At 64.5% G+C, this 24,907-nt stretch carries 19 protein-coding genes; 14 read left to right on the forward strand and 5 right to left on the reverse strand.

Annotated elements, in window-relative coordinates; all coding sequences use genetic code 11:
- Positions 1 to 186: 186 nt before the first annotated feature.
- Positions 187 to 399 (reverse strand): hypothetical protein, encoded by a 213-nt coding sequence (locus AB4037_RS02490; RefSeq protein ID WP_434957592.1) that lies wholly within the window; start codon positions 397 to 399, stop codon positions 187 to 189.
- Positions 396 to 1,112 (reverse strand): aldolase, encoded by a 717-nt coding sequence (locus tag AB4037_RS02495; RefSeq protein ID WP_441770419.1) that lies wholly within the window; start codon positions 1,110 to 1,112, stop codon positions 396 to 398. Before AB4037_RS02495 ends, AB4037_RS02490 begins: the two co-directional genes overlap by 4 nt.
- A 199-nt stretch (positions 1,113 to 1,311) precedes the next feature.
- Here AB4037_RS02495 and AB4037_RS02500 point away from each other — a divergent pair, with 199 nt between their 5' ends.
- The 3 genes from AB4037_RS02500 to AB4037_RS02510 all read left to right on the forward strand — a co-directional run bounded on the left by AB4037_RS02500 (position 1,312) and on the right by AB4037_RS02510 (position 8,397).
- Positions 1,312 to 4,476 carry a hypothetical protein gene (locus AB4037_RS02500; RefSeq protein ID WP_441770420.1) on the forward strand — a complete coding sequence of 1,055 codons (3,165 nt, stop codon included), beginning with the start codon at positions 1,312 to 1,314 and terminating at the stop codon, positions 4,474 to 4,476.
- Entirely contained in the window at positions 4,473 to 6,143 is a 1,671-nt protein-coding gene (locus tag AB4037_RS02505; protein WP_441770421.1) for an SWIM zinc finger family protein, read from the forward strand. Before AB4037_RS02500 ends, AB4037_RS02505 begins: the two co-directional genes overlap by 4 nt.
- Positions 6,144 to 6,552: 409 nt before the next feature.
- On the forward strand, positions 6,553 to 8,397 hold the full coding sequence (locus AB4037_RS02510) for a reverse transcriptase family protein (protein WP_441770422.1): 1,845 nt from the start codon (positions 6,553 to 6,555) through the stop codon (positions 8,395 to 8,397).
- A 40-nt stretch (positions 8,398 to 8,437) separates the two neighbouring features.
- On the opposite strand, the gene mbfA is transcribed toward AB4037_RS02510, so the two are convergent.
- The 3 genes from mbfA to AB4037_RS02525 form a co-directional block, all read right to left on the reverse strand.
- Positions 8,438 to 9,391: an iron exporter MbfA gene (mbfA, locus tag AB4037_RS02515; protein WP_434957587.1), complete on the reverse strand. Its 954-nt coding sequence runs from the start codon at positions 9,389 to 9,391 to the stop codon at positions 8,438 to 8,440.
- Between the two features lie 74 nt (positions 9,392 to 9,465).
- Entirely contained in the window at positions 9,466 to 10,041 is a 576-nt protein-coding gene (locus AB4037_RS02520) for a Yip1 family protein (RefSeq protein WP_441770423.1), read from the reverse strand.
- An 81-nt stretch (positions 10,042 to 10,122) separates the two neighbouring features.
- Positions 10,123 to 11,286, reverse strand: coding sequence for a dihydrodipicolinate synthase family protein (locus tag AB4037_RS02525; protein WP_434957585.1), 1,164 nt, complete (start codon positions 11,284 to 11,286; stop codon positions 10,123 to 10,125).
- A 448-nt stretch (positions 11,287 to 11,734) separates the two neighbouring features.
- Between AB4037_RS02525 and AB4037_RS02530 the strand changes: the two genes are divergently transcribed.
- The 11 genes from AB4037_RS02530 (at position 11,735) to AB4037_RS02580 (ending at position 24,851) form a co-directional block, all read left to right on the forward strand.
- A complete protein-coding gene (locus AB4037_RS02530; RefSeq protein ID WP_441770424.1) occupies positions 11,735 to 12,793 on the forward strand; it encodes a LacI family DNA-binding transcriptional regulator in 1,059 nt (352 codons plus the stop codon).
- On the forward strand, positions 12,793 to 13,836 hold the full coding sequence (locus AB4037_RS02535) for a Gfo/Idh/MocA family protein (protein ID WP_434957583.1): 1,044 nt from the start codon (positions 12,793 to 12,795) through the stop codon (positions 13,834 to 13,836). The genes AB4037_RS02530 and AB4037_RS02535 overlap by 1 nt, the downstream gene beginning before the upstream one ends.
- Before the next feature lie 4 nt (positions 13,837 to 13,840).
- A complete protein-coding gene (locus tag AB4037_RS02540) occupies positions 13,841 to 15,439 on the forward strand; it encodes an acyl CoA:acetate/3-ketoacid CoA transferase (protein WP_441770425.1) in 1,599 nt (532 codons plus the stop codon).
- Entirely contained in the window at positions 15,432 to 16,205 is a 774-nt protein-coding gene (locus AB4037_RS02545; protein ID WP_441770426.1) for an enoyl-CoA hydratase/isomerase family protein, read from the forward strand. The genes AB4037_RS02540 and AB4037_RS02545 overlap by 8 nt, the downstream gene beginning before the upstream one ends.
- Entirely contained in the window at positions 16,202 to 17,731 is a 1,530-nt protein-coding gene (locus AB4037_RS02550; RefSeq protein WP_441770427.1) for an aldehyde dehydrogenase family protein, read from the forward strand. The genes AB4037_RS02545 and AB4037_RS02550 overlap by 4 nt, the downstream gene beginning before the upstream one ends.
- A gap of 183 nt (positions 17,732 to 17,914) precedes the next feature.
- Positions 17,915 to 19,195 (forward strand): ABC transporter substrate-binding protein, encoded by a 1,281-nt coding sequence (locus tag AB4037_RS02555; protein WP_434957579.1) that lies wholly within the window; start codon positions 17,915 to 17,917, stop codon positions 19,193 to 19,195.
- Between the two features lie 206 nt (positions 19,196 to 19,401).
- Positions 19,402 to 20,331 (forward strand): carbohydrate ABC transporter permease, encoded by a 930-nt coding sequence (locus AB4037_RS02560; RefSeq protein WP_434957578.1) that lies wholly within the window; start codon positions 19,402 to 19,404, stop codon positions 20,329 to 20,331.
- Positions 20,331 to 21,266 (forward strand): carbohydrate ABC transporter permease, encoded by a 936-nt coding sequence (locus tag AB4037_RS02565; protein ID WP_434957577.1) that lies wholly within the window; start codon positions 20,331 to 20,333, stop codon positions 21,264 to 21,266. Before AB4037_RS02560 ends, AB4037_RS02565 begins: the two co-directional genes overlap by 1 nt.
- Before the next feature lie 4 nt (positions 21,267 to 21,270).
- On the forward strand, positions 21,271 to 22,383 hold the full coding sequence (locus AB4037_RS02570; protein WP_434957576.1) for an ABC transporter ATP-binding protein: 1,113 nt from the start codon (positions 21,271 to 21,273) through the stop codon (positions 22,381 to 22,383).
- A gap of 169 nt (positions 22,384 to 22,552) precedes the next feature.
- Positions 22,553 to 24,043: an FAD-dependent oxidoreductase gene (locus tag AB4037_RS02575; protein WP_441770428.1), complete on the forward strand. Its 1,491-nt coding sequence runs from the start codon at positions 22,553 to 22,555 to the stop codon at positions 24,041 to 24,043.
- Between the two features lie 31 nt (positions 24,044 to 24,074).
- Positions 24,075 to 24,851, forward strand: a complete 777-nt coding sequence (locus AB4037_RS02580; protein WP_441770429.1) for a 3-ketoacyl-ACP reductase — start codon at positions 24,075 to 24,077, stop codon at positions 24,849 to 24,851.
- Positions 24,852 to 24,907: the final 56 nt, after the last annotated feature.

A 24,907-nucleotide genomic window follows, 5' to 3' on the forward strand; every position in this document is an offset into this window, starting at 1 on the left:
GCAAAGCCGCCGGGATGATTCCCGGCGGCTTTTTCTTTGTCCTTGCTTGAGCCGGTTCCCCAGGAAATGCAGGGGCGCTTATGCTGCACTTGCGAAAGGAAGGGGATAGCGTACCTCTTGGTTATACAGAGGCATCCGTAGGGCCATCCGCGCTCAGCGCATAGCTCACGCAGCGCAGAAGTGATTCTAGGAGGCTTGCTGGCGTTCAAACCAGGCCAAGGCCGGTTCGGCCTCGGTAAACTTGACCTCCTCGTCCAGCTTCACCCGCTCACCACCCTTCTGTTCGAAGAGCCGGCCACGATAGAAAGTGGCAACGCCGCCCTCGGTAAGCGGCTTGTCGAGCTTCCACAATTCTGCCCGGCCGTTCTGGCGGATACGCACCCAGCGTAGCGCCGTCACAGGCCGTTGATCCGCATCAGCGCCTCGAAATGCAGCTTGGCCTGGTGGTCGAGGACATCAGTCCATTCGCGCGCCGTGCTCTCGATGACCTGCTGTGGAATGAGCTTGAGCGGCCGGCCGGTCGACATCGCCAGCACCTGCTGGCGGCAGGCGCGGTCGAGGTAATAGAGATCGTCGAAGGCGGTGGCGACGGAGGGGCCGCCGACGATGACGCCATGATGGGCCAGGAAGACGATATCGGCCTTCTGGTCCGACTTGGCGGAACTGGCGATGCGCTCGCCTTCCTTCTTGCCCGAGGCGAAGCCGCCGAATTCATCGTTATAGGCAGTTCGGCCGTAGAAGCGGGCCGCCGTCTGATGCGCCATTTCGAGCCGCCCCCCCTCGATCATGGTCAGGCTGGTGGCCCAGGGCATATGGGTGTGCAGCAGGCAAAGATGACGTGGATTGGCGCGGTGCCCGGCAATGTGGATGTTGCGCGCGGTCGCCTCCAGCTCGCCTTCGCCCTCCAGGATCTGCCCCTGTCCATCAACGAGCAGAAGATCGGCCGGACGCATTTCCGACCAGTGGACACCGTAGGGATTGAAGAGGTAGCGCTCGTCGGCACCCGGGACCTGCACCGAGAAATGATTGCAGATGCCTTCGTTGAAGTCGAACTTCGCGGCAAGGCGGAAGGCGGCCGCGAGTTCGCGGCGGAAGACGTCGATATCAGGCATTGCATTCGTCCGATCACGGGATGGTAAGCTTTCTTATCCCGTGCCGGCGGGCTGACCGCAACGGCCATGATGCCGCGCTGAAGGTGCCGCGCGCACTTTCCGGCAGTGTTTCCTCGGGATCGCCTGATGCGCGCAGCCGATTGACGCCGGAGGCGGAACTTGCCACACCTTCATCGAAGAATGCATCCATGGGGTGGTAATGAAACTCGTCCGTTCTGTCCGCCTATGGATGAAAGAGGGGACATCCGACAAGATCTACGAGGTGGATCTCGTCGATCTCGAGCGTCAGCAAGTCGAAGAACGTTATCTGGTCAATTTTCGATATGGCAGGCGTGGGGCGACGCTGCGAGATGGTACGAAGACACTTTCCCCGGTCGCGTTGTCATCGGCAGAAAAGCTTTATGACAGCGTCGTCATTTCGAAGGTGAATGACGGCTATCGCCGCATGGGCGAGGAAGCCAAGCCTGTGGCGACCTCCCAAGCGCCTGGTGAGGCGCCGGTGGGCGGCCGCGATGGCGAGTTGCTGAACCAGCTCGCGTCCTGCCTGCGTTCGCCCTGGCCCGCCAAGGAGCGCGATCGCCTGTTCTGGCGCATCGGCGTTATCCGTCTGAGGGCCGCCTGGCCGCAGCTCGCGGCCATGACCGAAAAGCTTGGCCCAAACGAGGCGAGCTACAGCCTGGTGCATGCCCTGGCGCGCTGCGGCGGCCCGGATGCGGCCGGGCTTTTGGCCGGGATCGCCGAGACCAATATCAGCGCGATAACGCGCGACTATGCCGCCTACGCTCTCGCCAGCGATCTCCTCGGTCCGGCCCGGCAGCCGCCGCGCCTTGCGCTGCCCAGGGCCGGCAATGCGGCGCAGGCTGCGGCCATCGAGGCCGCCATCGCCGCCGCCGATGGCCATGCCCTGGTCGATACGCTGCTTGCGGTGGCAGCGATGCAGCCGGGCTTCGCCAACCAGTTCCTGATTGCCCTTGCCCATCGCGCGCTCGTCGATGCCGCCGCCCGGAAGGCCCTGCTGGCGGGGCTCGCCGCCATCTCCGCCCGGCCTCCCTTCGTGCAGGTGCTGCGGCGCCTGTTCAAATATGCCGACCTCACCGATGATGGTCCGCTTTTTGCGGCGACGGCCCGCCAGTTCGAGCTGGCCTCGCCGATGTATCGTTATGCCTATCGCGGCCAGGTCTGGCTCCCGGGCGAGCGCAAGCCCCTGAAGCTCAGTGAGGAGCAGGCCAGCGCCACGCCGCGCGTCGCGCTGTCGGAACAGACGCTGCTTTATTTCAAGCGCCGGGCCTGGCGCAGCCTGCGCAAGCGCGGTGAACTCGGCCAGGACGCTTTCACCGCGATGGCGTGCGAGCTGCTGCTGGCTTTCAGCGATGCCGATGGCGAGAAGGCCTACGAGCAGCAGCATTTCGTGCAGGTCGACGGGCGGTATCAGCGGCGCACGCTCTATCATCCGGCCCTGCGGCGGATCTGGAGTCTTGGCCAACTGCTTCACCGCAATCAACCCGGCGTGCGCTTCCGTCCCAACAGGCTGAGCTTCTCGGTTGCCGACGAAGCGGGTGCGGATGGGCGCGGGGAGGCGTTTCCGGCCTTGTGGGACACCCAGCCGCAGCGCCTGCTGCGGGTGGCGGCAGGGGCACGCTACCAGGCCGCGGCACTCTTTGCCGTCCAGGCCCTGCAGGAAGGGCCGGCGCGGCCGGCGGCGATGGATGCCGCCGCGATCCCTGACCTGCTGACCTCTCCCTATATCGAGGTGCTGGGCCTGGCGGTATCATTGGCGCGCCGCCTCGTCGACGATGACAAGGCCGATGCCGCCTTGATCGCGGCCCTGATGCAGGCCGACCTCGCCGAGGCCCATATGCTGGCGATACGGGCGATCGCCGCGCGTCCCGAATGGCCCTGGTCCGAACCGGCTTTGGCATTGGCGGCCCTGCTCACCACGCAGGCGCGCATGCAGCAGGCGAGCCGCGATTGGCTGGAACAGCGCCCGCCGAGCCGGCAGCAGCGGGTCCGCCTGACCGAGGATTTCGCAGCCTGGCTCGGAACCTTGCCGGTCGAACCGGACGAGTGCCAGATCGTCGGCCTGCGCTTTGCCCTGTCTTTGCTGCCTGCTCTATGGCCCGCCCATGACTGCCCGCTGCCCCCGGCCGCAATCGAGGCATTGACGGGCCACAAGGCCAGCGTGGTGCAGGGGGCTGCGATCGAACTGCTCGCCGTTACGCCGATTCGCCCTGGCGAGCTGCCGCGCCCCTTCTGGGATGCCGTCCTCGCAGCCGAATCGCTGCCGGTGCGGTCCGCCTCCATGCGCCTGCTCGCCCGGCTCGAAGACGCTGAACTCGAAGCGCAAAGCCAGACCATCCTCGCGGCCGCCACCGGGGCCCACGCGGATCTGCGCGCGGCGGCCCGCCCACTGGTGGCCCGGCTTGCTGTGCACAATCGCGGCTTTGCGGAGGCTCTCAGGGACAGGCTGATCGATGGCCTGTTCCGGGCCGAACCTTCCGACGGGCATGCGGCCGATATGGTCGAGCTGTTCGCCGCAAGCCTGCCCGATTTTCTCACCGGCATCGATACATCGACGCTCTGGCGCCTGTTGCAGGCACGGGCCAAGGGTGCGCGGCTGCTCGGCACCCGGGCGATCACGCAGAGCGATGCTTCGCGCTTTTCCGTCAAGCAGCTTGCCCGGCTCGGCAATCATCCCTTCGCGGCGGTGCGCGCCTTCGCCCTCAATGCCTTCGAGACCGACCAGGCCCGCTTCCTGGCAGCACCCGAGGATGCGGTGCTGCTGGTCGAAAGCGAGTGGGATGACATACGCGAGCCCGCTACACGGCGGCTGCTGGCCTGGCCCGATGGCGCCTTGCCGGCTGCCGCATTGGCGGTGATGGCCGATTCCACCTCGCCGGCCGTGCAGGAGAGTGCACGCCAATTGCTGCGCCGGAGCCTCGATACGGGCGATGCCGGCATGGTGCTCGCGCGCGTGCTCGAACACCCCTCGGGCAGCTTCCATCTCTTCGTCACCGAACTGATCACCGGACAGAGCCTTGCGAATCCCACCTTGTTCGCGACCTTCCTGACGCAGGCTCGCATCATTCTGATGCAGATCAATCGTGGCCGGATCGCCAAGGACCGCGTGTTCGCAGCGCTCCGGCGGGAGGCGCTCGAAAGCCATGAAAGGGCGCAGGCGATCTGGCGCCTCTTACATGATTTGACCCTCAGCGCTGTTGCCAAGGACCGGGCGCCGGCGCTCGCCATCCTCACCGAGATTGCCCGCCGGTGGCCGGATATCGCCTTGCCGATCGCCCAAGCCCCGATTCGTTTTACACCGGCCCGTCTGGCGGTTCCTTCAGCCTCGCAGGAGAGCGCGGCATGAATTTCGTCTACCGTTTTCTCGGCGAAAGCCGCGCCAGTACAGATGCGGGGGCGTCCACTTTCGGCTTCGCGCCCGATACGCTGCGCCAGCCGACCTTCTTCACCGGGAAGGTCGCGCGCCACCTCGCCTTTCGCGAGGCGATCTCCGCGCTGCACCATGTCGTGGTGTCGGATCTCAGGTTCAAGCCGCGCGATCGCACGGCCTATTTCGAATGGTTGAAGCAGAACGAGGCGGCCTTGCTGGCCGAGGCGGCCACCCGCCGCGAGGAATTGAAGCCGCGCATCGAAACGCTGCAAAAGCGCATTCGCACGCTCGATGACGAGAGCCAGCGCTTGATGAAGCCATTCTTCACGGCGCGGCAGGCCTATTTCAACTATCTCTACAAGCAAAATCGCGATGCCTGGATCGTGCTGGATCCGGTCATCACCGTGCATCCGGACGAGATCTTCTTCGAATGCTTCAGCCTGGATGAGTCCAGCTATGGGCGCCTGTCCTGCGATCACGACGTGTTCGAGCAACTCGGCGAGATGGCCTATGGCACCACCAATATCGACTACAGCCATGCGCTCTATGACGAATTCCAGAAGATCAGGACCTATCGCGACACCACGCTGAGCATCGATCCGTCCGGCTTCGAAGTGCAGACCGCCGACGACAACGGCTTCCGCGAGGAGAAGATCGACCTCCCCGATAGCTGGGTCCGGGGCTTCCTGCAGGTATCGAGCGCCATGACCCTGCCGGCGCATGTCTTCGACCTCAATCCGATGGATCTTGCCAATATCCTCACCAGCCTCGCGCGCCGGAAGGAGCGCGTCGGCCCACGCTCGTTGCGCTTCCTGCTCAAGCCCGATGCGCCGGTAGAGGTCCTGGTCGAGCCCTGGGGCGAGCGCCTCACCTTCCGGCGCTCGATCTATCGGGGTCGGGAAGGAGGCGAGATCCGGCTCTGGGGCCGGCGCCGCCTCGCCATCCTGGAACGGGTGCTGCCGCTTGCCCGCAGCGTGCGCGTGCACCTCACCGGCACGGGGCTTCCCTCTTTCTTCGTGGTCGATTTCGGCGGGATCCGCTTCACCCTCGGCCTCTCCGGCTGGACGGCCAATGACTGGTCCTCGGCCGGTCAGTTCGATCTGCTGGCCCCCCGCCACAAGGTGGATGCCGATACGGCCCGGCGCGTATTCGCCGCACTCGGAGACCGGCATGCCGCGCCGGCGCGGGACCTCGCCCGTGACCTCGGGCTGGAGGAGGGTATCGTCCAGGCCGCTCTGGCCGCCTATACCCAGGCGGGGCGGGTGATGTTCGACCTCGACAAGGGGGTCTATCGCCGGCGCGAACTCACGCGCGAGCCCCTGGCGCTGTCGGAACTGCGTTTCGCCAGCGAGCAGGAGGCCAACGCCGATCGCCTGGTCGAGGCCAATCTCGTCACCATCGCCGGCGTCGACCGCAATCAGGGCCGCCGCGTCGTCACCGGCACCGTGCTCGACAACGCCCGCAAGGAGAGTGTCGCGCTCACGATCGACGCTGACGATCGCCTGGTCGAGGCACGCTGCAGCTGTCATTTCTACGGCCACAACAAGATGATGCGCGGGCCTTGCGAGCACATGCTGGCGCTCAGGCGCATCTTCCATGCCGAGGTCGAGGGCGTGGCCCAGGACAAGGGGGGCGCGGCATGAGGCTTCCCTTGTTTACCGAGCCGTCGCCAGGGACGGCGCGCCGTCACGTTGGAGCTTTCTCGCCGCTGTTCCGCCGGGAACGGCGACATGGCTTGAAATCGGTGAGCGGATGCGCTTACCTCACCTATCGGAAGGGCGCGGGCCGGTCAGGACCTTGCAACCCGGGCGGCGTATCGCCGTCCTTGCAACATGACCGTTCACGCATCACTGGCCCAATCTTCACTGGGCGGGGGACGCCTACCGGTGCGCTATTGCAGATTGGGTTCCTTGAACCCAATAGCGCACCGGTAGGCGTCCCCGCTTCGAGTGGATTGATCCAGTCCTTGGATGAGACGAAGGCAGCCCGGCCTGCGCCCCTTCCGGTTCCCCGCGCCGACGCGTTCCTTCGTCCCCAATGGCGGGAGGCGACGTGAACCAGACCGTCGCACCGGGAAGCCTGACCCGGCAGGAACTCTATGACCGCATCCGCGTATCGTCCAAGGACGAGGTCATTCTCGAAGAGATGATCCGGCTCGGCTTCTGGCCGGATGGCACGGCCGCGCCGAGCCCGGCGGCCGCGGCGATACGCGAGCGCGGCGAGGCCCTGCGCGAACTCGGTGAGCTTCAGCGCCAGAACGCCCTGTGGAGCGATCCGGAGCGGGCGATCAAGGAGATGCACAAGCGCCGCAAGGCCGAGGCCCTGGCACGGCGGGCCGAGACCAGGCGCCGCCATGCCCAGGCCCGGCAGGACCGGGCCGAGGCTTGGCATCTGCGGCGCCAGCGCGAAGTGCTTTATCTGGGGGAGGGCGTCTCCGCCGGTCTCAGCGCCGATCCGATCAGGCGGCCGCTCCTGCCGGGACTACCCGATATCGCAGATGCCAAGGCCCTGGCGGACGGCATCGGTATTCCCCTTTCAGAGCTGCGCTTTCTCACCTTCAGTCGCAAAGTCTCTTCCGTCAGCCATTATCAGCGTTTCCGTATTCCCAAAAAGACTGGTGGAGAGCGCCTGATCTCGGCGCCGATGCCAAGGCTGAAGCGGGCGCAATATTGGGTGCTCGACAACATCCTCGCTCGCGTCGGCCTGCACGAGGCGGCGCATGGTTTCGTGCCCGAGCGTTCGATCCTCACCAATGCCCGCAACCATGTCGGCAAGGACGTGGTTGTCAATCTCGACCTCAAGGATTTCTTCCCGACCCTCACCTATGCACGGGTGAAGGGCATGTTCCGGTCCCTAGGGTATGCGGAAAAAGCAGCGATCCTGCTCGCGCTGCTCTGCACCGAGGCGATGGTCGACGAGGTCCATCTCGACGGCGAGCGCCATTTCGTCGGCGACGGCAGGCGCCTCTTGCCCCAGGGCGCGCCGACCAGCCCCGCGATCACCAATGTCATCTGCCGCTATCTCGATCGCCGGCTGGACGGCCTCGCCAACGAACTCGGCTTTACCTATAGCCGCTATGCCGACGACCTTACTTTTTCGGGCTCGGGCGAGGCGGTGCGCAAGATTGGCACCTTGCTGAAGGCGGTGCAGAGCATTGTCACCGCCGAGGGCTTCACCGTCCATCCCGACAAGACCCGCATCATGCGCCGCTCGGGGCATCAGGAGGTCACGGGACTGACCGTCAACGAACGGGTCGCCGTTCCCCGTCCCTTGCTGCGCCGCTATCGCGCCGTGCTGCAGCAGGTGGAAAAACACGGTCCGGCTGGCCGCCATTTCGGTCCCGGCAAGGATGTTGTGCGCTCCCTGCTCGGCTTCGGCCAGTTCGCGGCCATGGTGGATCCGCAGCAGGGTGCCGCCCTGCTGGAGCGCGCGCGCCGCATCGCCGCGGCGTATGCCGTCCCGGCTGCAAGACCGAAGCAGCCGGGCGGTGCAGTGGCTTTCCGCGCCGCCGCCGCGGCCGGGCGCGCGCCGGCTGGCCATCATTGGTTGCCGGCGGAAAGGCCAGCGCCGGCTCTCGATCCCGTACTGGCGGCTCTCGCGCGCGAAGAGGCCAGGAAGGCCGAACAGGCCCGGCGTCAGGCGGAAGCCCGGCCTGCCGTGCAAAGTGCCCTGCGGCGGCCTTCCGCCGAGACGGCGGCGTCTTCGGTGGGCCAGACGGCGGACCGGCGGGAGACACGCCGCGAGCCGCCAGCCGGCAAGAGGCCGCGCTTCACGCCGCAGCGCCTGCTGGTGATTGCCGCGATCCTGATTGTCCCCGCCCTCATCCCGGTGATCGGGCCGTTTATCAGCGGCATCGGCCTATTCATCTATCTGCGCTGGCTGTGGAAGCAGGGTTGAAGACAGAGCGGCTACAACGATCGTTGCCTTCGCCCTGTCCTCACTGGCTGCCGATCAGGATGCCAGTGAGCAAAACCAGGATGCCACCGAGGACCACCTGCACGATCGCCGAGGTAAAGGGCGTGGCCATGAAGCGGGTGCGGATCCAGGCGATGGCGATGAGCTCCAGCACGACCACGCAGCCGGCGACGCCGGTCGCCACCCAGAAGTCGGGGATGAGGTAGGGCAGGGTGTGGCCGAGGCCGCCCACGGTGGTCATCACGCCGCACGCGGCGCCGCGCACCCAGGGATGGCCGCGCCCGGTGATCTCGCCGTCGTCCGACAGGGCCTCGGTCAAGCCCATGCTGATGCCGGCGCCGATCGAGGCGGCCATGCCGACCAGGAAGGCGTCCCAGGAGTTCAGGGTGGCGAAGGCGGCGGCGAAGATCGGGGCGAGAGTGGAGATCGAACCGTCGATCAGCCCGGCCAGGGCAGGCTGCACGATCTGCAGCACGAAAAGGCGCCGGGAGGTTTCTTCCTCGCTGCGTTTCTGATCGGCCGGCAGCTTGGACTCCAGCGTCTCGGCCAGGCTTTCGTGGCGCTTTTCTTCTTCTGCGAGATCGGCCAGCAGGGTGCGGATTTCGACGTCATGGGCCCGTTCCGCCGCCTTGGCATAGAATTGGGCGGCTTCCAGCTCCATGGCCTCGGCCTGTTCGCGCACCGCGTCGATGCGCAGATTGTCGAGCAGCCAGATCGGGTTGCGCTTGAGGAAGCCGCTGACATCCTGGCGGGTGATATAGGGCAGGGTATCACCGAACTTGGCTGTATAGGTCTCCAGCAAGCGGTGGCGATGGCCGTGCTCTTCTTGTGCCATTGCCTCGAAGATCTTGGCGGAGCCCGGAAAATCGGTGCGCAGGCGATTGGCGAACTGCAGATAGATGCGCGCATCCTCCTCCTCGTTGGAGATGGCGAGCGCGAGGATCTCGGCCTCGTTCAGGTCGGCAAAGCGTTTCATGGCGAACTCAGATTAGAATGGTTCTAAATTAAGTTCCTTCTATCCCTCTCCTCGGCTTGTGTCGAGCCCAATCCCTATCCCGGGAAAAACGGGGGCACGAACAGCCACGCCAGCACAGAACCCATCAGGAAATTGAGAAGAATGCCGATCAACACCACTGCAATCGTATAGATCGGTACCTTCAAGACCGGCGCTCGCGTCAGCACTGGAATGCCGGTGAAGAGGAGATAGACGCTGTAGAGGCCGACGATAGCAAACAGTCCCAACGCCGGAATGACGGTGAAGACGTTGGCGAGCCACGCTGCGGTCATGCTGTAGGCGGCAAGTTTGAAGGCGCCGAGGAAGTCGGGTCTGCCGCCGAAATGGGGAGCCAGGCGGTTGATGACGATAGCCATGGCATGGAGCATGGCGAGGGAAACGAGGTAGCGCAGGACGGCCAGGCAGAGGCCCGAGGCCAAGCCGATGCGCAGACCGCCGACGCCGATCAGCGAAGTGCCGATGAAGCCGGCAATCGGGCCGATGGCGGCGAGATAGAGCACATAGTTCCGATAGATACGCTCGACGCTGGTCGCCTCGGCAGCGATATTTCGCCATTCGGCTGACGGCGACAGCAAAAGGTTCCGCGCCCGCGCCCCGATGTCCATGACCATGGTGATGACAACTCCGATCGATCGCCCTTTGCATAGCACGGGGCGCAGCGCCGTCATGGTCCGTCGCAGGTGCTTGGAGAGTTATCCAATACCGTTCAGGGCACAGAGCAGCTTCATGCGATGGGCCGCTTTCTCGGGATCGATGAGGAGCTGGGCCTTGTCGGCCAGGCGGAAGATATCGGCGTAATGCGCGATGCCGCGGGCCGACTCGGCGCCGCCCACCATGCGGAAATGCGACTGGAAGCCGTTGAGCCAGGACAGGAACACCACCCCGCTCTTGTAGAACTGGGTCGGCGCCTCGAACAGGCGGCGCGCCAGCGTCACGGTGGGATCGAGAATGATGCGATAGCCCTCGGCGTTGCCCGCCGCGAGGCGGTCCATCGCAGCGGCGGCGGCCGGCGCGATCGGATCGAAGATGCCCAGCAATCCATGCGAGAAGCCCTGCAGGTCGCCCTGCATCAGTTCGGCATAGTTGAAATCGTCGCCGGTATACATCGCCACGCCCTCCGGCAGCAGCCGGCGCATGGTGATTTCCTTGCTGGCGTCGAGAAGGGAAATCTTGATGCCGTCGATCTTGCCGGCGTGGCTGCGGATCAGTTCCAGCACCGTCTGCATGGCGGGCTCGAAGGCCTGCGAGCCCCAATAGCCTGCGAGTGCCGGGTCGAACGCTTCGCCGAGCCAGTGCAGGATCACCTTGTCGCGTGTCTGCTCGATCAGCCGTCCATAGACGGTGAGGTAGTCGTCGGGTCCCTTGGCAAGGCGGCACAGGGCCCGGCTCGCCATCAGGATGATGCGTCCGCCATGCTTCTCGACATGGGCGATCTGTTCCTCATAGGCACGGATGACGTCGTCGAGCGTGGTGGCGGTTTCAGGGGTGAGCTGGTCGGTGCCGGCCCCGCAGGCCAGGTCCGCACCGGGCATGCTGCGAGCTTCGGCCAGCGAGCGCTCGATCAGTTCGGCGGCGGCGGCCCAGTCCAGGCCCAGACCGCGCTGCGACGTGTCCATCGCCTCCGCGATCTTGAAGCCGAGCCCCCATAGATGGCGGCGAAACCGCAACGTCGCTTCCCAATCGATGGCGGGGCTGCGCCAGGGGTCGTCCAGCCGCCGCGGATCGGCGACGACATGGGCGGCTGCATAAAGGGTGCGTGGGAAATTGCCGGTATGGACGAGGGGGTAGGGGGAGGAGGGGCCATAATGATAGGCCTCCAGGCCGCCATCGACAGTGGGCAATATCAGCGCGCTCATCGGCCTCTCCTCGTTCCTCTCTCGTCCGGCTTCTTCGACGCCCAGCAGAATTTCCCGATAGTGCTCCTTCGTGGGCACTCTCGGGAAATTCTGCAAGCCTTTGAAATCCCGCGAATTCCTTCTGGTCGAGCAGGGACTCGACCGGAAGGAATTCGCTTGGGGCACTTTTCGCCCGATGGCTGGGTCCTGGCGGGGAATCTGCTGCAAAGCAGGATCCGACACATCGTCCCAAGATACTGGCAAAAAGTGGCCATGGCGTCGCGGCCTTGGGAATAAGCATGTCAATTAGAACGTTCCAAAGTCAAGAATATTTCATTGATGAGGATATTTATCCTTTCATTTCAATGGGTTCTTGACCAAGCGAAAGCGGTATTGACATGGATGTAGGAACGTTCCAAAAATATAGATCACTGGCCCGCTTCAAGAGGCCAGCCGAGGGAGCGTGAGGATGGGCGGAGGCAAGCGCGGCGTAAGCCGGGCCACGACGATCGTCGATATCGCCAGGGCGGTCGGCGTGTCGAAGTCGACCGTGTCGCTGGTGCTCAAGGACTCTCCCCTCGTCAAGTCGGCCACACGCGACCGCGTCATGCGGGCCATCGACCAGCTCGGCTATGTCTACAACCGCTCGGCTGCGAGTCTGCGCACCGCCCGTTCGAGTTTCGTGGGCATGGTGATCTCCGATCTGATGAATCCCTTCTTCACCGAGCTTGCGGTCGGCATCGAGGATGGGCTGCACAATATGGGCTTCGTGCCCATCCTGGCCAACACCAACGAAGACGTCGAGCGGCAGACCCGTGTGCTGCAATCCCTGCGAGAGCACGGGGTCGCCGGCATCATCATGAGCCCGGCTCGCGGTACCGATGTCTGGTCGCTGGCCGAGACCCTGCCGCGCTCCCTGCCGATGGTGCTGACCATGCGGCGGGTCGAGGGCAGCACCTTGCCCTATATCGGTCCCGACAACCGCACCGGCTCGCGCGAGGCCGTAAGTCACCTCATCAATCTCGGCCACCGCTCCATCGCCTTTCTCGGCGGCTTCGGCACCATGACCACGCAGAAAGAGCGCATTTCCGGCTATCAGGACGCCCTGATCGCCGCTGGTCTGCCGCTGCGCGGCGAACTGATCTTCGAAGCGATGCCGACGCGCGCCGGGGGCGCCGAGGCGATCGCCGCTGCCCTGGCGAGTGCCCACAAGGCGACGGCCGCCTTCTGCTACAACGACATCGTGGCGATGGGGGCGACCCGCGCCTTGGGCTTGCGCGGCATCCGCGTCGGCACCGATTTCGCGGTGATCGGCTTCGACGATATCGTCGAGGCCAAGCACAATGCGCCCCCCCTCACCACCGTCAACGCCGATACCAGGGTCATGGGTACCCGCGCGGCCCGCAGCCTGCTCGGCCTGATCGATGGGGCCGATCCGGAGGCGATGTCCTTCATCGGCACGACCCGTCTGGTGGTGCGTGAATCCTGCGGCGCTCATGGACATACTATCTTGAAGGAGACGGCATAATGGCCCAGCCAACGTCGGGTAAGAACGTGGCAGCTTCAAAAAGGGGCTTGCGCTGGGGGATCGTCGGCGCCACGACGATCGCCAAGGAATGGATGATCGGAGCGATCCGCGAAACCGGCGGCGAAGTCGTCAGCGTGATGTCTTCCGATGCCGAGCGCGGCAGGGCCTATGCCAAGGCAAACGGCATTCCCCATTCGACCCGGAGCCTGGCGACGCTGCTCGCCAAGGATATCGACGCCGTCTACATCGCCACCACCAACGAGAAGCACAAGGCGCAGACCTTGGCAGCCGCTAAGGCCGGCATCCATGTGCTGTGCGAAAAGCCGCTTGCCCTCAAGCTTTCCGATGCGCATCGGATGGTCGCCGCCTGCAAGGAAGCCGGCGTCGTCATGGCCACCAATCACCATCTGCGCAATGCAGCGGCGTTCCGCGTCATGCGCGATGCCGTTGCTACGGGCCGGATCGGCAAGCCGTTGTTTGCCCGGGTCTTCCACGCTGTCTATCTGCCGCCCCATCTGCAGGGCTGGCGCATCAAGGATGCCAAGGCCGGCTCTGGCGTGGTGATGGACATCACCGTGCACGATGCCGACACGCTGCGTTTCGTGCTCGGCGAAGAGCCGGTAGCGGCAACGGCCTTCACCCAGCAGGGTGGCATGGGTGGTGCCGGCATCGAGGACGGCGTCATGGGCGTGGTGCGCTTCGAGAGCGGATTGCTGGCGCAGTTCCACGACGCCTTCACCACGGCCTATGCCAATACGGGCTTCGAAGTGCACGGCAGCGAAGGCTCTCTGATCGGTACCAATTGCATGACGCAAAAGCCCGTCGGCGAAGTGGTGCTGCGCAATGCATCCGGCGAGCACAAGCTGCCGTTCGAGCCGGAAAACCTCTATGTCCGCAGCGTCGCCAATTTCCAGAACGCCGTGCGCGGGAAGGGCACGCCATCGGCCACAGGCGAGGACGGTATCCGCTCGATGGCGCTGGCCCTGGCCGTGCTGAAATCCGCCAAAACAGGCCGCGAAGTCGCTGTCGAGCCGGGGCTCTGATCCGATGGCCTTCCCGAAAGTCCTCTCCGCCGACCAGGCTGCCGCGCTCATCCCCGACGGCGCCGTGGTGACCGTCTCCTCCTCGTCCGGCCTCGGCTGTCCGGACGCAATGCTGGCTGCCATCGGCCGCCGCTTCGAAGCCTCCGGCCATCCGCGCAACCTCACCACGCTGCACCCCATCGCGGCAGGCGACATGTGGGGCATCAAGGGCGTCGATCATATCGCCAAGCCCGGTCTGCTCTCCTGTATCCTGGGTGGCTCCTATCCTTCCGGCCCCTCTTCGGCAGAGCCGCCGGCGATCTGGAAGATGATCACCGGCAATGAGATCCCCGCCTACAACATCCCCTCCGGCATCCTGTTCGACATGCATCGCGAGGCGGCGGCCAAGCGCCCCGGCGTGCTGACCAAGATCGGCATGGACACTTTCGTCGATCCCGCTCGCGAGGGCTGCGCCATGAACAAGCGGGCCATGGAAGCGCCGATCGTGCGCCAGGTCGAATTCGACGGCGAGAACTGGCTGTATTTCAAGACCATCATTCCCGAGGTCGCCATCATTCGAGCCACCACGGCCGATGAGCGCGGCAATCTCTCCTACGAACATGAGGGCGGCTATCTCGGTCCGCTCGACCAGGCGCTGGCCGTACGCAACAATGGCGGCATCGTCATCGCCCAGGTGAAACGCCTCGCCGAGAGCGGCACGCTCAAGCCGCAGAACGTGCTGGTGCCCGGCGTGCTCGTGGATGCCATCGTGGTCGCGCCGGACCAGATGCAGACGACGCAGACACCCTACGAGCCGGCGATCTCGGGCGAGATCTTCCGGCCGCTGTCGAGCTTCGAGATCCCCGAATTCGGCGTCTCCAAAGTGATTGCCCGTCGGGTGGCGCAGGAATTGCGCTACGGCGATGCCGTCAATATCGGCTTCGGCATTTCGGCCAACGTGCCGCGCATCCTGATCGAGGAAGGCCGTCATGGCGAGGTGACCTGGGTGATCGAACAGGGGGCCGTCGGCGGCGTACCGCTCACCGACTTCCAGTTCGGCTGTGCCTCCAACGCCGAGGCGATCATGCCTTCGCCCTATCAGTTCACCTATTTTCAGGGCGCGGGGTTCGATGCCTCGCTGCTCTCCTTCCTGCAGATCGACCGCGAGGGCAGCGTCAACGTCTCCAAGCTCGGCGTGCGTCCGCATGTGACGGCGGGGGCCGGAGGCTTCGTCGACATCACCGCTCGGGCCCGGCGCATCATCTTCTCCGGCTTCTTCACGGCCGCCGCCGGCCTGGCCGTCGAGAACGGCGCGCTGGTCATCGCCAAGGAAGGCAAGGTCAGGAAACTGGTCGAGACGGTCGAACATGTCTCCTTCTCCGGTCGCCGCGCTGTCGCCCAGGGGCAGGACATCACCTATGTCACTGAGCGCTGCGTGCTCAAGCTGACGCAGAAGGGCATCGTGGTCACGGAGATCGCACCCGGCGTTGACCTCGAGCGCGATGTCCTGGCCCAGGCCGAGTTCGCGCTGCTGGTCTCCGACGACCTCAAGGTGATGGATGCGGCCTTGTTCCGGCCGGAGCCGATCGGGCTGGATATCGGAGGAGGGCAGGCCGATGTCTGATCCCGTCCGTCTCGATATCGAAGACGGCGTCGCCGTCATCACGCTGGCCCGGCCCGAAAAACTCAACGCACTCGACGAGACGATGATATCCGGGCTTGCCATCGCGGCCGAACGGATCGACCGGCATGGTTCCATCCGTGCCGCCATCCTCACCGGTGAGGGCAAGGGTTTTTGCGCGGGCGGCGACATTGCCGCCTGGGGCAAGCTTTCGCCCCTCGACATGGGCCAGCAATGGGTGCGCGACGGCCATCGCGTCTTCGACCGCCTGACGCGGCTGCGCGCGCCGCTAATCGCGGCCATCAACGGGCATGCGCTAGGCGGGGGCCTCGAATTGGCGGCGACTGCCGATATCCGCATCGCCGAGGAACAGGCCAAGTTCGGCCTGCCCGAGACCGGCATCGGCATGGTGCCAGGCTGGTCGGGCACGCAGCGCCTCGTCACCCGCTTTGGCGCTGCCGCGGTGCGCCGCCTTGCCCTGACCGGCGAGATCGTCACGGCCGAGCGGGCGTTGCAACTCGGACTGATCGACGAGATCGCACCCAAGGGGCAGGGGCTCGAACAGGCGCGCGAACTTGCTCGGAAGATTGCGGTGCGCGCACCGATCGCCAATGCCGTCGCCAAGCAGATGATCAATGCGGCGGAAGGCGAGGATGCCGCCGCCGCCATCGAGATCCTCGCCGGATCGTTGGTCTCCTACACCGACGATCTCAAGGAGGGCGTCGCCAGCTTCGTCGAGAAGCGAACGCCCGATTTCAAGGGAAGATGACCGTGACGATTGCCATCCGCCTCGACAAGGCCCGTTTCGCCGCCGCGCTCGCCGGCATCCCCCGTGAGCACCAGCTTTTCATTGCCGGAACCTTCGGGCCCGCCGCCGAGGGGCGGACCATCGAACGACTCAGCCCCGGCCATGGCGAGCGGGTGGGCCTTTATCCGCAAGCGGGGGCTGCCGATCTCGATCGCGCCCTCGACGCGGCGCGCCAAGCCTTCGATAACGGGCCATGGCCCTCGTTGACCGGAGCGGAGCGCTCGCGCTTCCTCCACAAGGTCGCCGACCTGATCGAGGAAAAGCTCGAGATCTTCGCCACGCTCGACAGCCTCGAAGCCGGCAAACCGATCAGCCAGGCCCGCGGCGAGATGGCCGGAGCCGTCGACATCTGGCGCTATGCGGCGGGCCTTGCCCGCGATTTGCATGGCGAGAGCTACAACACCATCGGCGCCAACAAGCTCGGCCTGGTGATGCGCGAGCCGGTCGGGGTGGTGTCCATCATCACGCCCTGGAACTTCCCCTTCCTGATCGTCAGCCAGAAGCTGCCCTTCGCCCTGGCCGCCGGTTGCACCGCGGTGGTCAAGCCGAGCGAGATGACTTCGGGCTCGACCCTGCTGCTCGGCCATTTGCTGGCCGAGGCCGGCCTGCCCGAGGGGGTGGTCAACATCCTCTCCGGCTACGGTCCCGAGATCGGCGGGCCGATGACCACGGATGGCCGTGTCGATATGGTCTCCTTCACCGGTTCGACCCGGGTCGGCAAGGCGGCGATGGCGGCGGCCTCGGGTACGCTGAAGAAGCTGTCCATGGAACTCGGCGGCAAGAATCCGCAATTGATCTTCCCCGATGCCGATCTCGACGCGGCGCTCGATGCCGCGGTGTTCGGCTCCTATTTCAACGCAGGCGAATGCTGCAATGCCGGCAGTCGCCTGCTCGTACATCAGGACATCGCTGCCGAGTTCGAGGCCGAATTCGTCAAGCGCTCTCGCCAGGTCGTGGTCGGCGATCCCCTGGATCCGGCAACCCTCGTCGGGGCGCTGATTTCGCCGCAGCATCTGGCCCAGGTCGAGGGCCATGTCGCCGCCGCCAGGGCGGAGGGAGCCGAAATAGCCCTGGGAGGAGACCGCCTGGAAAGCGACGCCGGCCAGTTCATGGCAACGACGGTGGTTGCCGGCGCGCGCGCCTCGATGGCGATTGCCCGCGACGAGGTGTTCGGGCCGGTGGCGACCGTGATGCGTTTCACCAGTGCCGACGAGGCCGTTTCCATCGCCAATGGTGTCGATTACGGTTTGTCGGCCAGCGTATGGAGCCGGGATTTCGACACGGCCGTCGGCATCTCCAGGCGCCTCAAGGCCGGGACGGTTTGGACCAACACCTTCATGGACGGGGCTGCCGAGCTGCCCTTCGGCGGTTTCCGGCAATCGGGGATCGGACGGGAACTCGGCCGCAATGCCGTGGCTGATTACACCGAGGAAAAGACGATGCATCTTCATTGCGGACCGCGCACGGCCTGGTGGCTGCCGCGGTAGGCGATCGAGACCAAGAGGTATTGAAAATGCCTCTTGGTGCCTTCTGCCGATTTTCTTCAAATCCCTGATTTGGAGAAGAGAAAATCGGCAGGTGTTCAAGCCGAGGATGCATCTGCGTCTTCGAGGCTTGGAATGAGACGTCGCCGGAACGTATCCGGCATCATAAGGTCATGGGAGGATTAGATGACCGTTCGTACCAAACTGATCGCAGGCGTAGCGCTCGCCGCCGCCGGCCTCGGCTTCGCCAGCCTTGGTCTCGTCAGCGCGGCGCAGGCACAGACCAAGGAAGTGCAGATGCTGCACTGGTGGACGTCGGGCGGCGAGGCAGCCGCGCTCAACGTCCTCAAGCAGGATCTGGCCAAGGAGGGCTATGCCTGGAAGGACGTCCCGGTCGCAGGCGGCGGTGGCGATGCCGCCATGACCGCGCTGAAGGCCATGGTCGCAGCCGGCAACAATCCGACGGCGTCCCAGATGCTGGGCTATACCGTGCTCGACTATGCCGCCGCCGGCAAGATGGGCGACCTGACCGAGCTCGCCAAGTCGGAAGGCTGGGACAAGGCAGTGCCGGCACCGTTGCAGAAATTCGCCGTCTATGACGGCAAGTGGGTCGCCGTCCCGGTCAACGTCCACTCGGTCAACTGGCTGTGGATCAACAAGGCCGTGATGGACAAGATCGGTGGCACCGAACCGAAGACCTTTGACGACTTCATCGCCCTGCTCGACAAGGCCAAGGCTGCAGGCGTCACGCCGCTCGCACTCGGCGGCCAGGATTGGCAGGAAGCCACCATGTTCGACTCGGTCGTGCTCTCCACGGGCGGCCCCGAGTTCTACAAGAAGGCGATGAACGACCTCGACGAAGCCTCGCTGAAATCGGACACCATGAAGAAGGCCTTCGACAACCTGGCCAAGCTCAAGACCTATGTCGACCCCAACTTCTCGGGCCGCGACTGGAACCTGACCACCGCCATGGTGATTAAGGGCGATGCCTTGGTACAGGTGATGGGTGACTGGGCCAAGGGCGAGTTCAAGGCCGCCAGCAAGACCCCGGGCACCGACTATATCTGCATGCGCTTCCCGGGCACCGACGGCAGCGTCGTCTACAACTCCGACATGTTCGGCATGTTCGCGGTTCCTGCTGATCGCAAGGAAGCCCAGCTCGCGCTCGCCAAGGCAACGCTGTCCAAGTCGTTCCAGTCGTCCTTCAACGTGGTCAAGGGTTCGGTTCCCGCCCGCACCGACGTGCCGGACACCGACTTCGACGCCTGCGGCAAGAAGGGTATCGCCGATCTGAAGAAGGCCAATGACGGCGGTACGCTGTTCGGCTCGCTCGCCCAAGGCTATGGCGCGACGCCGGCCGTCGCCACCGCTTACAAGGACGTGGTGGACAAGTTCTTCAACGGCCAGATCAAGACCTCGGACGAGGCTGTCACCCAGCTCGTCAAGGCCATCGACGAAGCCAAGTAAGCGCTGAAGCAAGCGTTTCCATGGGAAGCGAACCGACCGGGCGCCCCTATTGCGCCCGGTCGACTCGAGCAAAGAGCGTTCATGACTGAACGCTTGTTTGCTCTAACTTCTTGTTTTGGCGCGTCTTTGCGATTCTTGGTGAGTCCGTCTAATCGCAGAACACTCTCGGCTCTCGGGGCACAAGAACAAAAAAGCGGGGAACCTTCATGACATTGGCTACGACAAGCGCGCCGCCTCGCCCGGGTTTGCGCGAGAAACTTCAGGATGCCTTGCCCAAGATCGTGCTGGCGCCGAGCTTCGCCGCGATCCTGGTGTTCGTTTATGGGTTCATCCTGTGGACGGTCTATCTGTCCTTCACCAATTCCAAGACCTTTCCGAGCTATGAGCTGACGGGAGGCCTCGCCTATCAGCGCCTGTGGGGCTGGACTTTCGAAAGCGACCCGCCGTCGAGCTGGTACTATTCGATCACCAACATGGCTGTTTTCGGCGTGCTCTATATCGGCATCTGCATGGTGCTGGGCCTGTTCATCGCCATCCTTCTCGACCAGCGCATCCGGGGCGAGGGCATCCTGCGGCCGATCTATCTCTACCCGATGGCGCTTTCCTTCATCGTCACCGGCGTGGCCTGGAAATGGTTCCTCGACCCCGGTCTCGGCCTGGAGGCAACGCTGCACAATCTGGGCTGGACCAGCTTCCATTTCGACTGGATCAAGAACAAGGACCGGGTGATCTACACGGTGGTGATCGCCGGCGTCTGGCAAGCCTCGGGCTTCGTGATGGCGATGTTCCTGGCAGGGCTGCGCGGCGTCGACGGCGAGATCCTCAAGGCGGCCCAGATCGACGGCGCCTCCACCTTCCAGGTCTATTGGCGCATCGTCATCCCGATCCTGCGCCCGGTCTTCCTGTCCGCCTTCATCGTGCTGGCCCACATGGCGATCAAGTCCTACGACCTCGTGGTCGCCCTGACCTCCGGCGGGCCAGGCGGCTCGGCCTGGCTGCCGTCCAACTTCATGTATGAGTACACCTTCAAGCGCAATCAGATGGCGATCGGCTCGGCCAGTGCCGTGATCATGCTGATGACGATAAGCGCCATCATCGTGCCCTATCTCTATTCCGAATTGCGGGAGAAGAAGTGATGAGCGCCGCCACCCGGGACGTTTCGGGGCCGGTCGGCTCCAATTGGGTCAGCCGCGTCGTGATCTACGGCCTGTTGCTGATTTTCGCCTTCGTCTATCTCGTGCCCCTGTTCGTGATGCTGACCACCTCGTTCAAGACCATGGACGAGATCCAGGGCGGCAACATGCTCGCTCTACCAGGCGCGCCGACGGTGCAGCCCTGGCTGAAGGCCTGGAACGAGACCTGCGTCGGCCTCACCTGTGCGGGGATCAAGGGCTATTTCTGGAATTCGATCAAGATGGTGGTGCCGGCAGTGGCGATCTCCACCATCCTTGGTGCGCTCAACGGCTATGTGCTGACGAAATGGCGCTTCCCCGGCCATAAGATCGTCTTCGCCATGATGCTGTTCGCCTGCTTCATCCCGTTCCAGTCGGTGCTGCTGCCGATGGCGACGGTACTGGGTCAGTTCGGCGGCGTCGGCACCTTCCTGCAGTCGACGATCGGTACCTCGCTCGGCTTCGGTTCCTCGACCTTCAACCTCGTCTTCGTGCATGTGGTCTATGGCCTCGGTTTCACCACCTTGTTCTTCCGCAATTACTACGAGGCGTTCCCCAACGAACTCGTGCGGGCGGCGATGGTCGATGGAGCCAGCTTTTTCCAGATCTTCCGGCGCATCCTGCTGCCCAATTCGATCCCGATCTTCGTGGTCACGGTGATCTACCAGTTCACCAACATCTGGAACGACTTCCTGTTCGCCTCCGCCTTCGCCGGCACCGGCGACGTGATGCCGATGACGGCGGCGCTCAACAACGTGGTCAACACCACCACCGGCGCGGTCGAATACAACGTCAATATGGCGGCTGCGATGATCGCGGCGCTTCCCACCCTCTTCGTCTATATCGTCGCCGGCCGCTATTTCGTGCGTGGCCTGATGGCGGGCGCTGTGAAAGGCTGACCCAATGGCGTTCCTGGAAATCAACAATCTCAAGAAGCGCTACGGCGCCGTCGAAATCCTCAAGGGGATCAATCTTGACCTCGACAAGGGTGGTTTCCTCGTGCTGGTCGGGCCGTCCGGCTGCGGCAAGTCGACCCTGCTCAATACCATAGCGGGGCTGGAGAACATCACCGAAGGCGAGATCCGGGTCGACAACAACAAGATCAACGGCCTGCATCCATCCAAGCGCGACATCGCCATGGTGTTCCAGAGCTACGCGCTCTATCCCAACATGACCGTGGGCCAGAACATCGCCTTCGGCATGGAGATGCGCGGCGTCGCCAAGCCCGAACGCGACACGGCGGTGGCGCAGGTCGCCAAGACCTTGCAGATCGGCCATCTCCTCGACCGCAGGCCCTCGCAGCTCTCGGGCGGCCAGCGTCAGCGCGTCGCCATGGGCCGTGCCCTGGTACGCGACCCCAAGCTCTTCCTGTTCGACGAGCCCCTCTCCAACCTCGACGCCAAGTTGCGTGTCGACATGCGCGTCGAGATCAAGCGCCTGCACGCCACCACGGGCAAGACCATCGTCTATGTCACCCATGACCAGATCGAGGCGATGACGCTCGCCACCAAGATAGCCGTGCTCAAGGATGGCGAGTTGCAGCAGGTCGGCACGCCCGCCGAGATCTACAACAAGCCCAACAATCTCTTCGTCGCCGATTTCATGGGCTCGCCGGCCATGAACCTGATCCAGGCCAAGGCGGCGCGGGAGAATGGCAGGACGGTGCTGAAGATCCTCAACAAGAGCGGAGGCGGCGTCAGCCTGCCGGTACCCGAGGATATCGCCGAGGTGTCGCTGGAGGATGGCCGCGAGCTGATCTTCGGCATCCGGCCCGAGGCGATCACCGACCATGACGGCGCTGACCGCAACTCCAAGGCGATAGAGATGGTCAATGCGGTGGTCGACGTGGTTGAGCCGGCCGGCGCCGACACTTTCGTCGTCACCCATCTCGGCGGCAAGGAGGTCACGGCGCGCATGCGTTCCGACGCCATGGTGGCGCCGGGCCAGGAACTGCCTTTCGCCTTCAACCTCGACAAGGCGGTGGTGTTCGATCCGGCGAGCGGGAAGAGGTTGTAGAGCTCGTTACACCCCTCCCTCATTTGTTGAGGAGGGCGGCGCCCTGACACAAAAACGCGACGCCAGCCGCCCCTTCGCCCCGTTCTTACGGGGAGAGGGGGCACAAGCGCAGAGTTTTCTCGTCGCCTTCGCCATCTCGCCCAACCCTTGTTTTGATCCAGGAGCCTTCATGCCTTCGCCTGACATCGTCATCATCGGCGCCGGCATGGGCGGAGCGACGATGGCTCATGCCCTGGCGCCGAGCGGGGCCGAGATCCTCATCCTGGACAAGGGCGGCCAATTGCCGGACCGGCCGGAGAACCGCGATGCGCGCGCGATCTTCCAGCGGGGTTTTTTTCGCCCGCAGGAGAGCTGGTACGACAGCGACGGCAATCCGTTCAATCCGGGCAATTATTACTGCAACGGCGGCAATACGAAATTCTACGGCGCGGTGCTGCTGCGTTATCGTGCCGAAGATTTCGACGGCATCGCCCATGCCGATGGCGATGCTCCGGCCTGGCCGTTCCGCTACAACGAACTCGCACCCTATTACGACGAGGCCGAGCGGCTCTACCAGGTGCGGGGCAGGGCTGGCGAGGACCCGACGGAACCGCCGCGCACCGGCGACTTTGCCTTTCCGCCCGTGCCGGACGAACGGGCGATCGCCGAGGTGCGCGAACGCCTCTCCCGCGTTGGGTTGAAGCCCTTCTCCCTGCCGCTCGGTGTCGATATCGACAAATGGCTCTCGCATGGCCGCACGCCATGGGATGCCTTTCCGGACGCCCGCACCGGCAAGATGGATGCGGAGACCTGCGCGCTGCTGCCGGCGCTCGAACATGCCAATGTGCGGCTGCAGAACCATTGCGAGGTTCGTCGGCTGATCCCGGCCGCCGATGGCCGGCGCATCGAGGCGGTGGAATATCTGGAAGGCGGCGAGCTCAAGCGCGTCACGCCGCGCCTCGTCGTGCTGGCGGCCGGGGCTGTGCGCTCGGCGGCGATCCTGCTGGCCTCCTCGCCTGAGGGGCTCGCCAACAGCTCAGGCATGGTCGGCCGGCATTTCATGAACCACAATCTGTCGGCGATGATCGGGATCGATCCGCGCTTCAACAACGATTCGATCTACCAGAAGACCTTCGCGCTCAATGATTTCTATCTCGGTGACGGCAAAGGCGGCCCACCGCTCGGCAATGTGCAATTGCTCGGGCGTGTCTCCGGCACCATCCTGAAATCGGACCTGCGCAAGGTGCCCGAATTCGTGCTGAATGCCGTGGCGCGCAAGACCATCGATTTCCTGATCATGAGCGAGGACTTGCCGGATCCCTCCAGCCGCGTCCGGCTGGACGGTGAGAAAATCGTGCTGGAATGGCGGCGTTCCAACATGACCGCGCATGAGGGGCTGAAGGTGGCGATGCGCCGGGCCCTGAAGCAGGCGGGTTTTCCGATCGTGCTCACCCATCTGTTCGACCGCAAGACGCCGTCGCATCAATGCGGTACCATCCGCATCGGTGCCGATCCAGCAGAGGCGCCGCTCGATCCCTTCGGCCGTGCCTTCGACCATCCCAATTTGTTCGTCGCCGACGCCTCGACCCTGGTAACTTCGGCTGCCGTCAATCCATCCCTGACGGTGGCGGCTTTGTCCCTGCGGACCGCCAAGCACATTCGTGAGCAAGCATATTTGTGAACAAGCATATTCGTGAAACGGAGCTGAACCGATGAGCCGTCCCGTCGTCCTTGTCACCGGTGCCCGGCGCGGCATCGGCCTTGCCATCGCGGTGGCCTTTGCCGAAGGCGGCTATGACATCGCCTTCACCGACATCGTCGACAATGACGATATCGGCGATGCCGAACTGGCGATCGGCCAGGCGGGCGGTGCGGCGCTGTTCTTCCAGAACGACGTCGCGGATCTCACCAGCCATCAGGGGCTGGTCGACGAGGTGCTGTCGAGCTATGGCCGGCTCGACTGCTTCGTCTCCAATGCCGGCATCGGCTCGCCGGTACGCGGCGACCTCCTCGATCTCGAACCCGGCAATTTCGACCGGGTGATGAACGTCAACATGCGCGGGGCAATGTTTCTCAGCCAGGTGGTGGCCCGCACCATGCTGAAGCTGCCCCCGCCGCAAAAGCCCGTACGCAACCGCTCCATCCTGTTCATCACCTCGGTCAGCGCCGAAATGGCTTCGCCCGAGCGGGCTGATTATTGCGTCTCCAAGGCCGCGCTTTCCATGTGGGTGAAGAACCTTGCCGTCCGGTTGGCACCGGACAGCATCCCCGTGTTCGAGATCCGTCCGGGCGTGATCCGCACCGAGATGACGGCTGCGGTCGCCGACAAATACCAGGCCATCATCGACGGGGGGCTGGTGCCGGCCCGGCGCTGGGGGGAAGGGGCCGACGTCGCCCAGATGGCGCTGGCGCTTGCCGGCAGTTCCTTCGGTTTCGCCACTGGCAGTGCCATCGCCTGCGACGGCGCACTCTCGATCTCGAGGCTGTGATGACGTCCGGGTGCGCGGGCACCTTGCCCGCTCGTCGAAACGGCGCACTTGCGGAG

Source organism: Labrys sp. KB_33_2 (genome assembly GCF_052114505.1).
GTDB lineage: Bacteria > Pseudomonadota > Alphaproteobacteria > Rhizobiales > Labraceae > Labrys.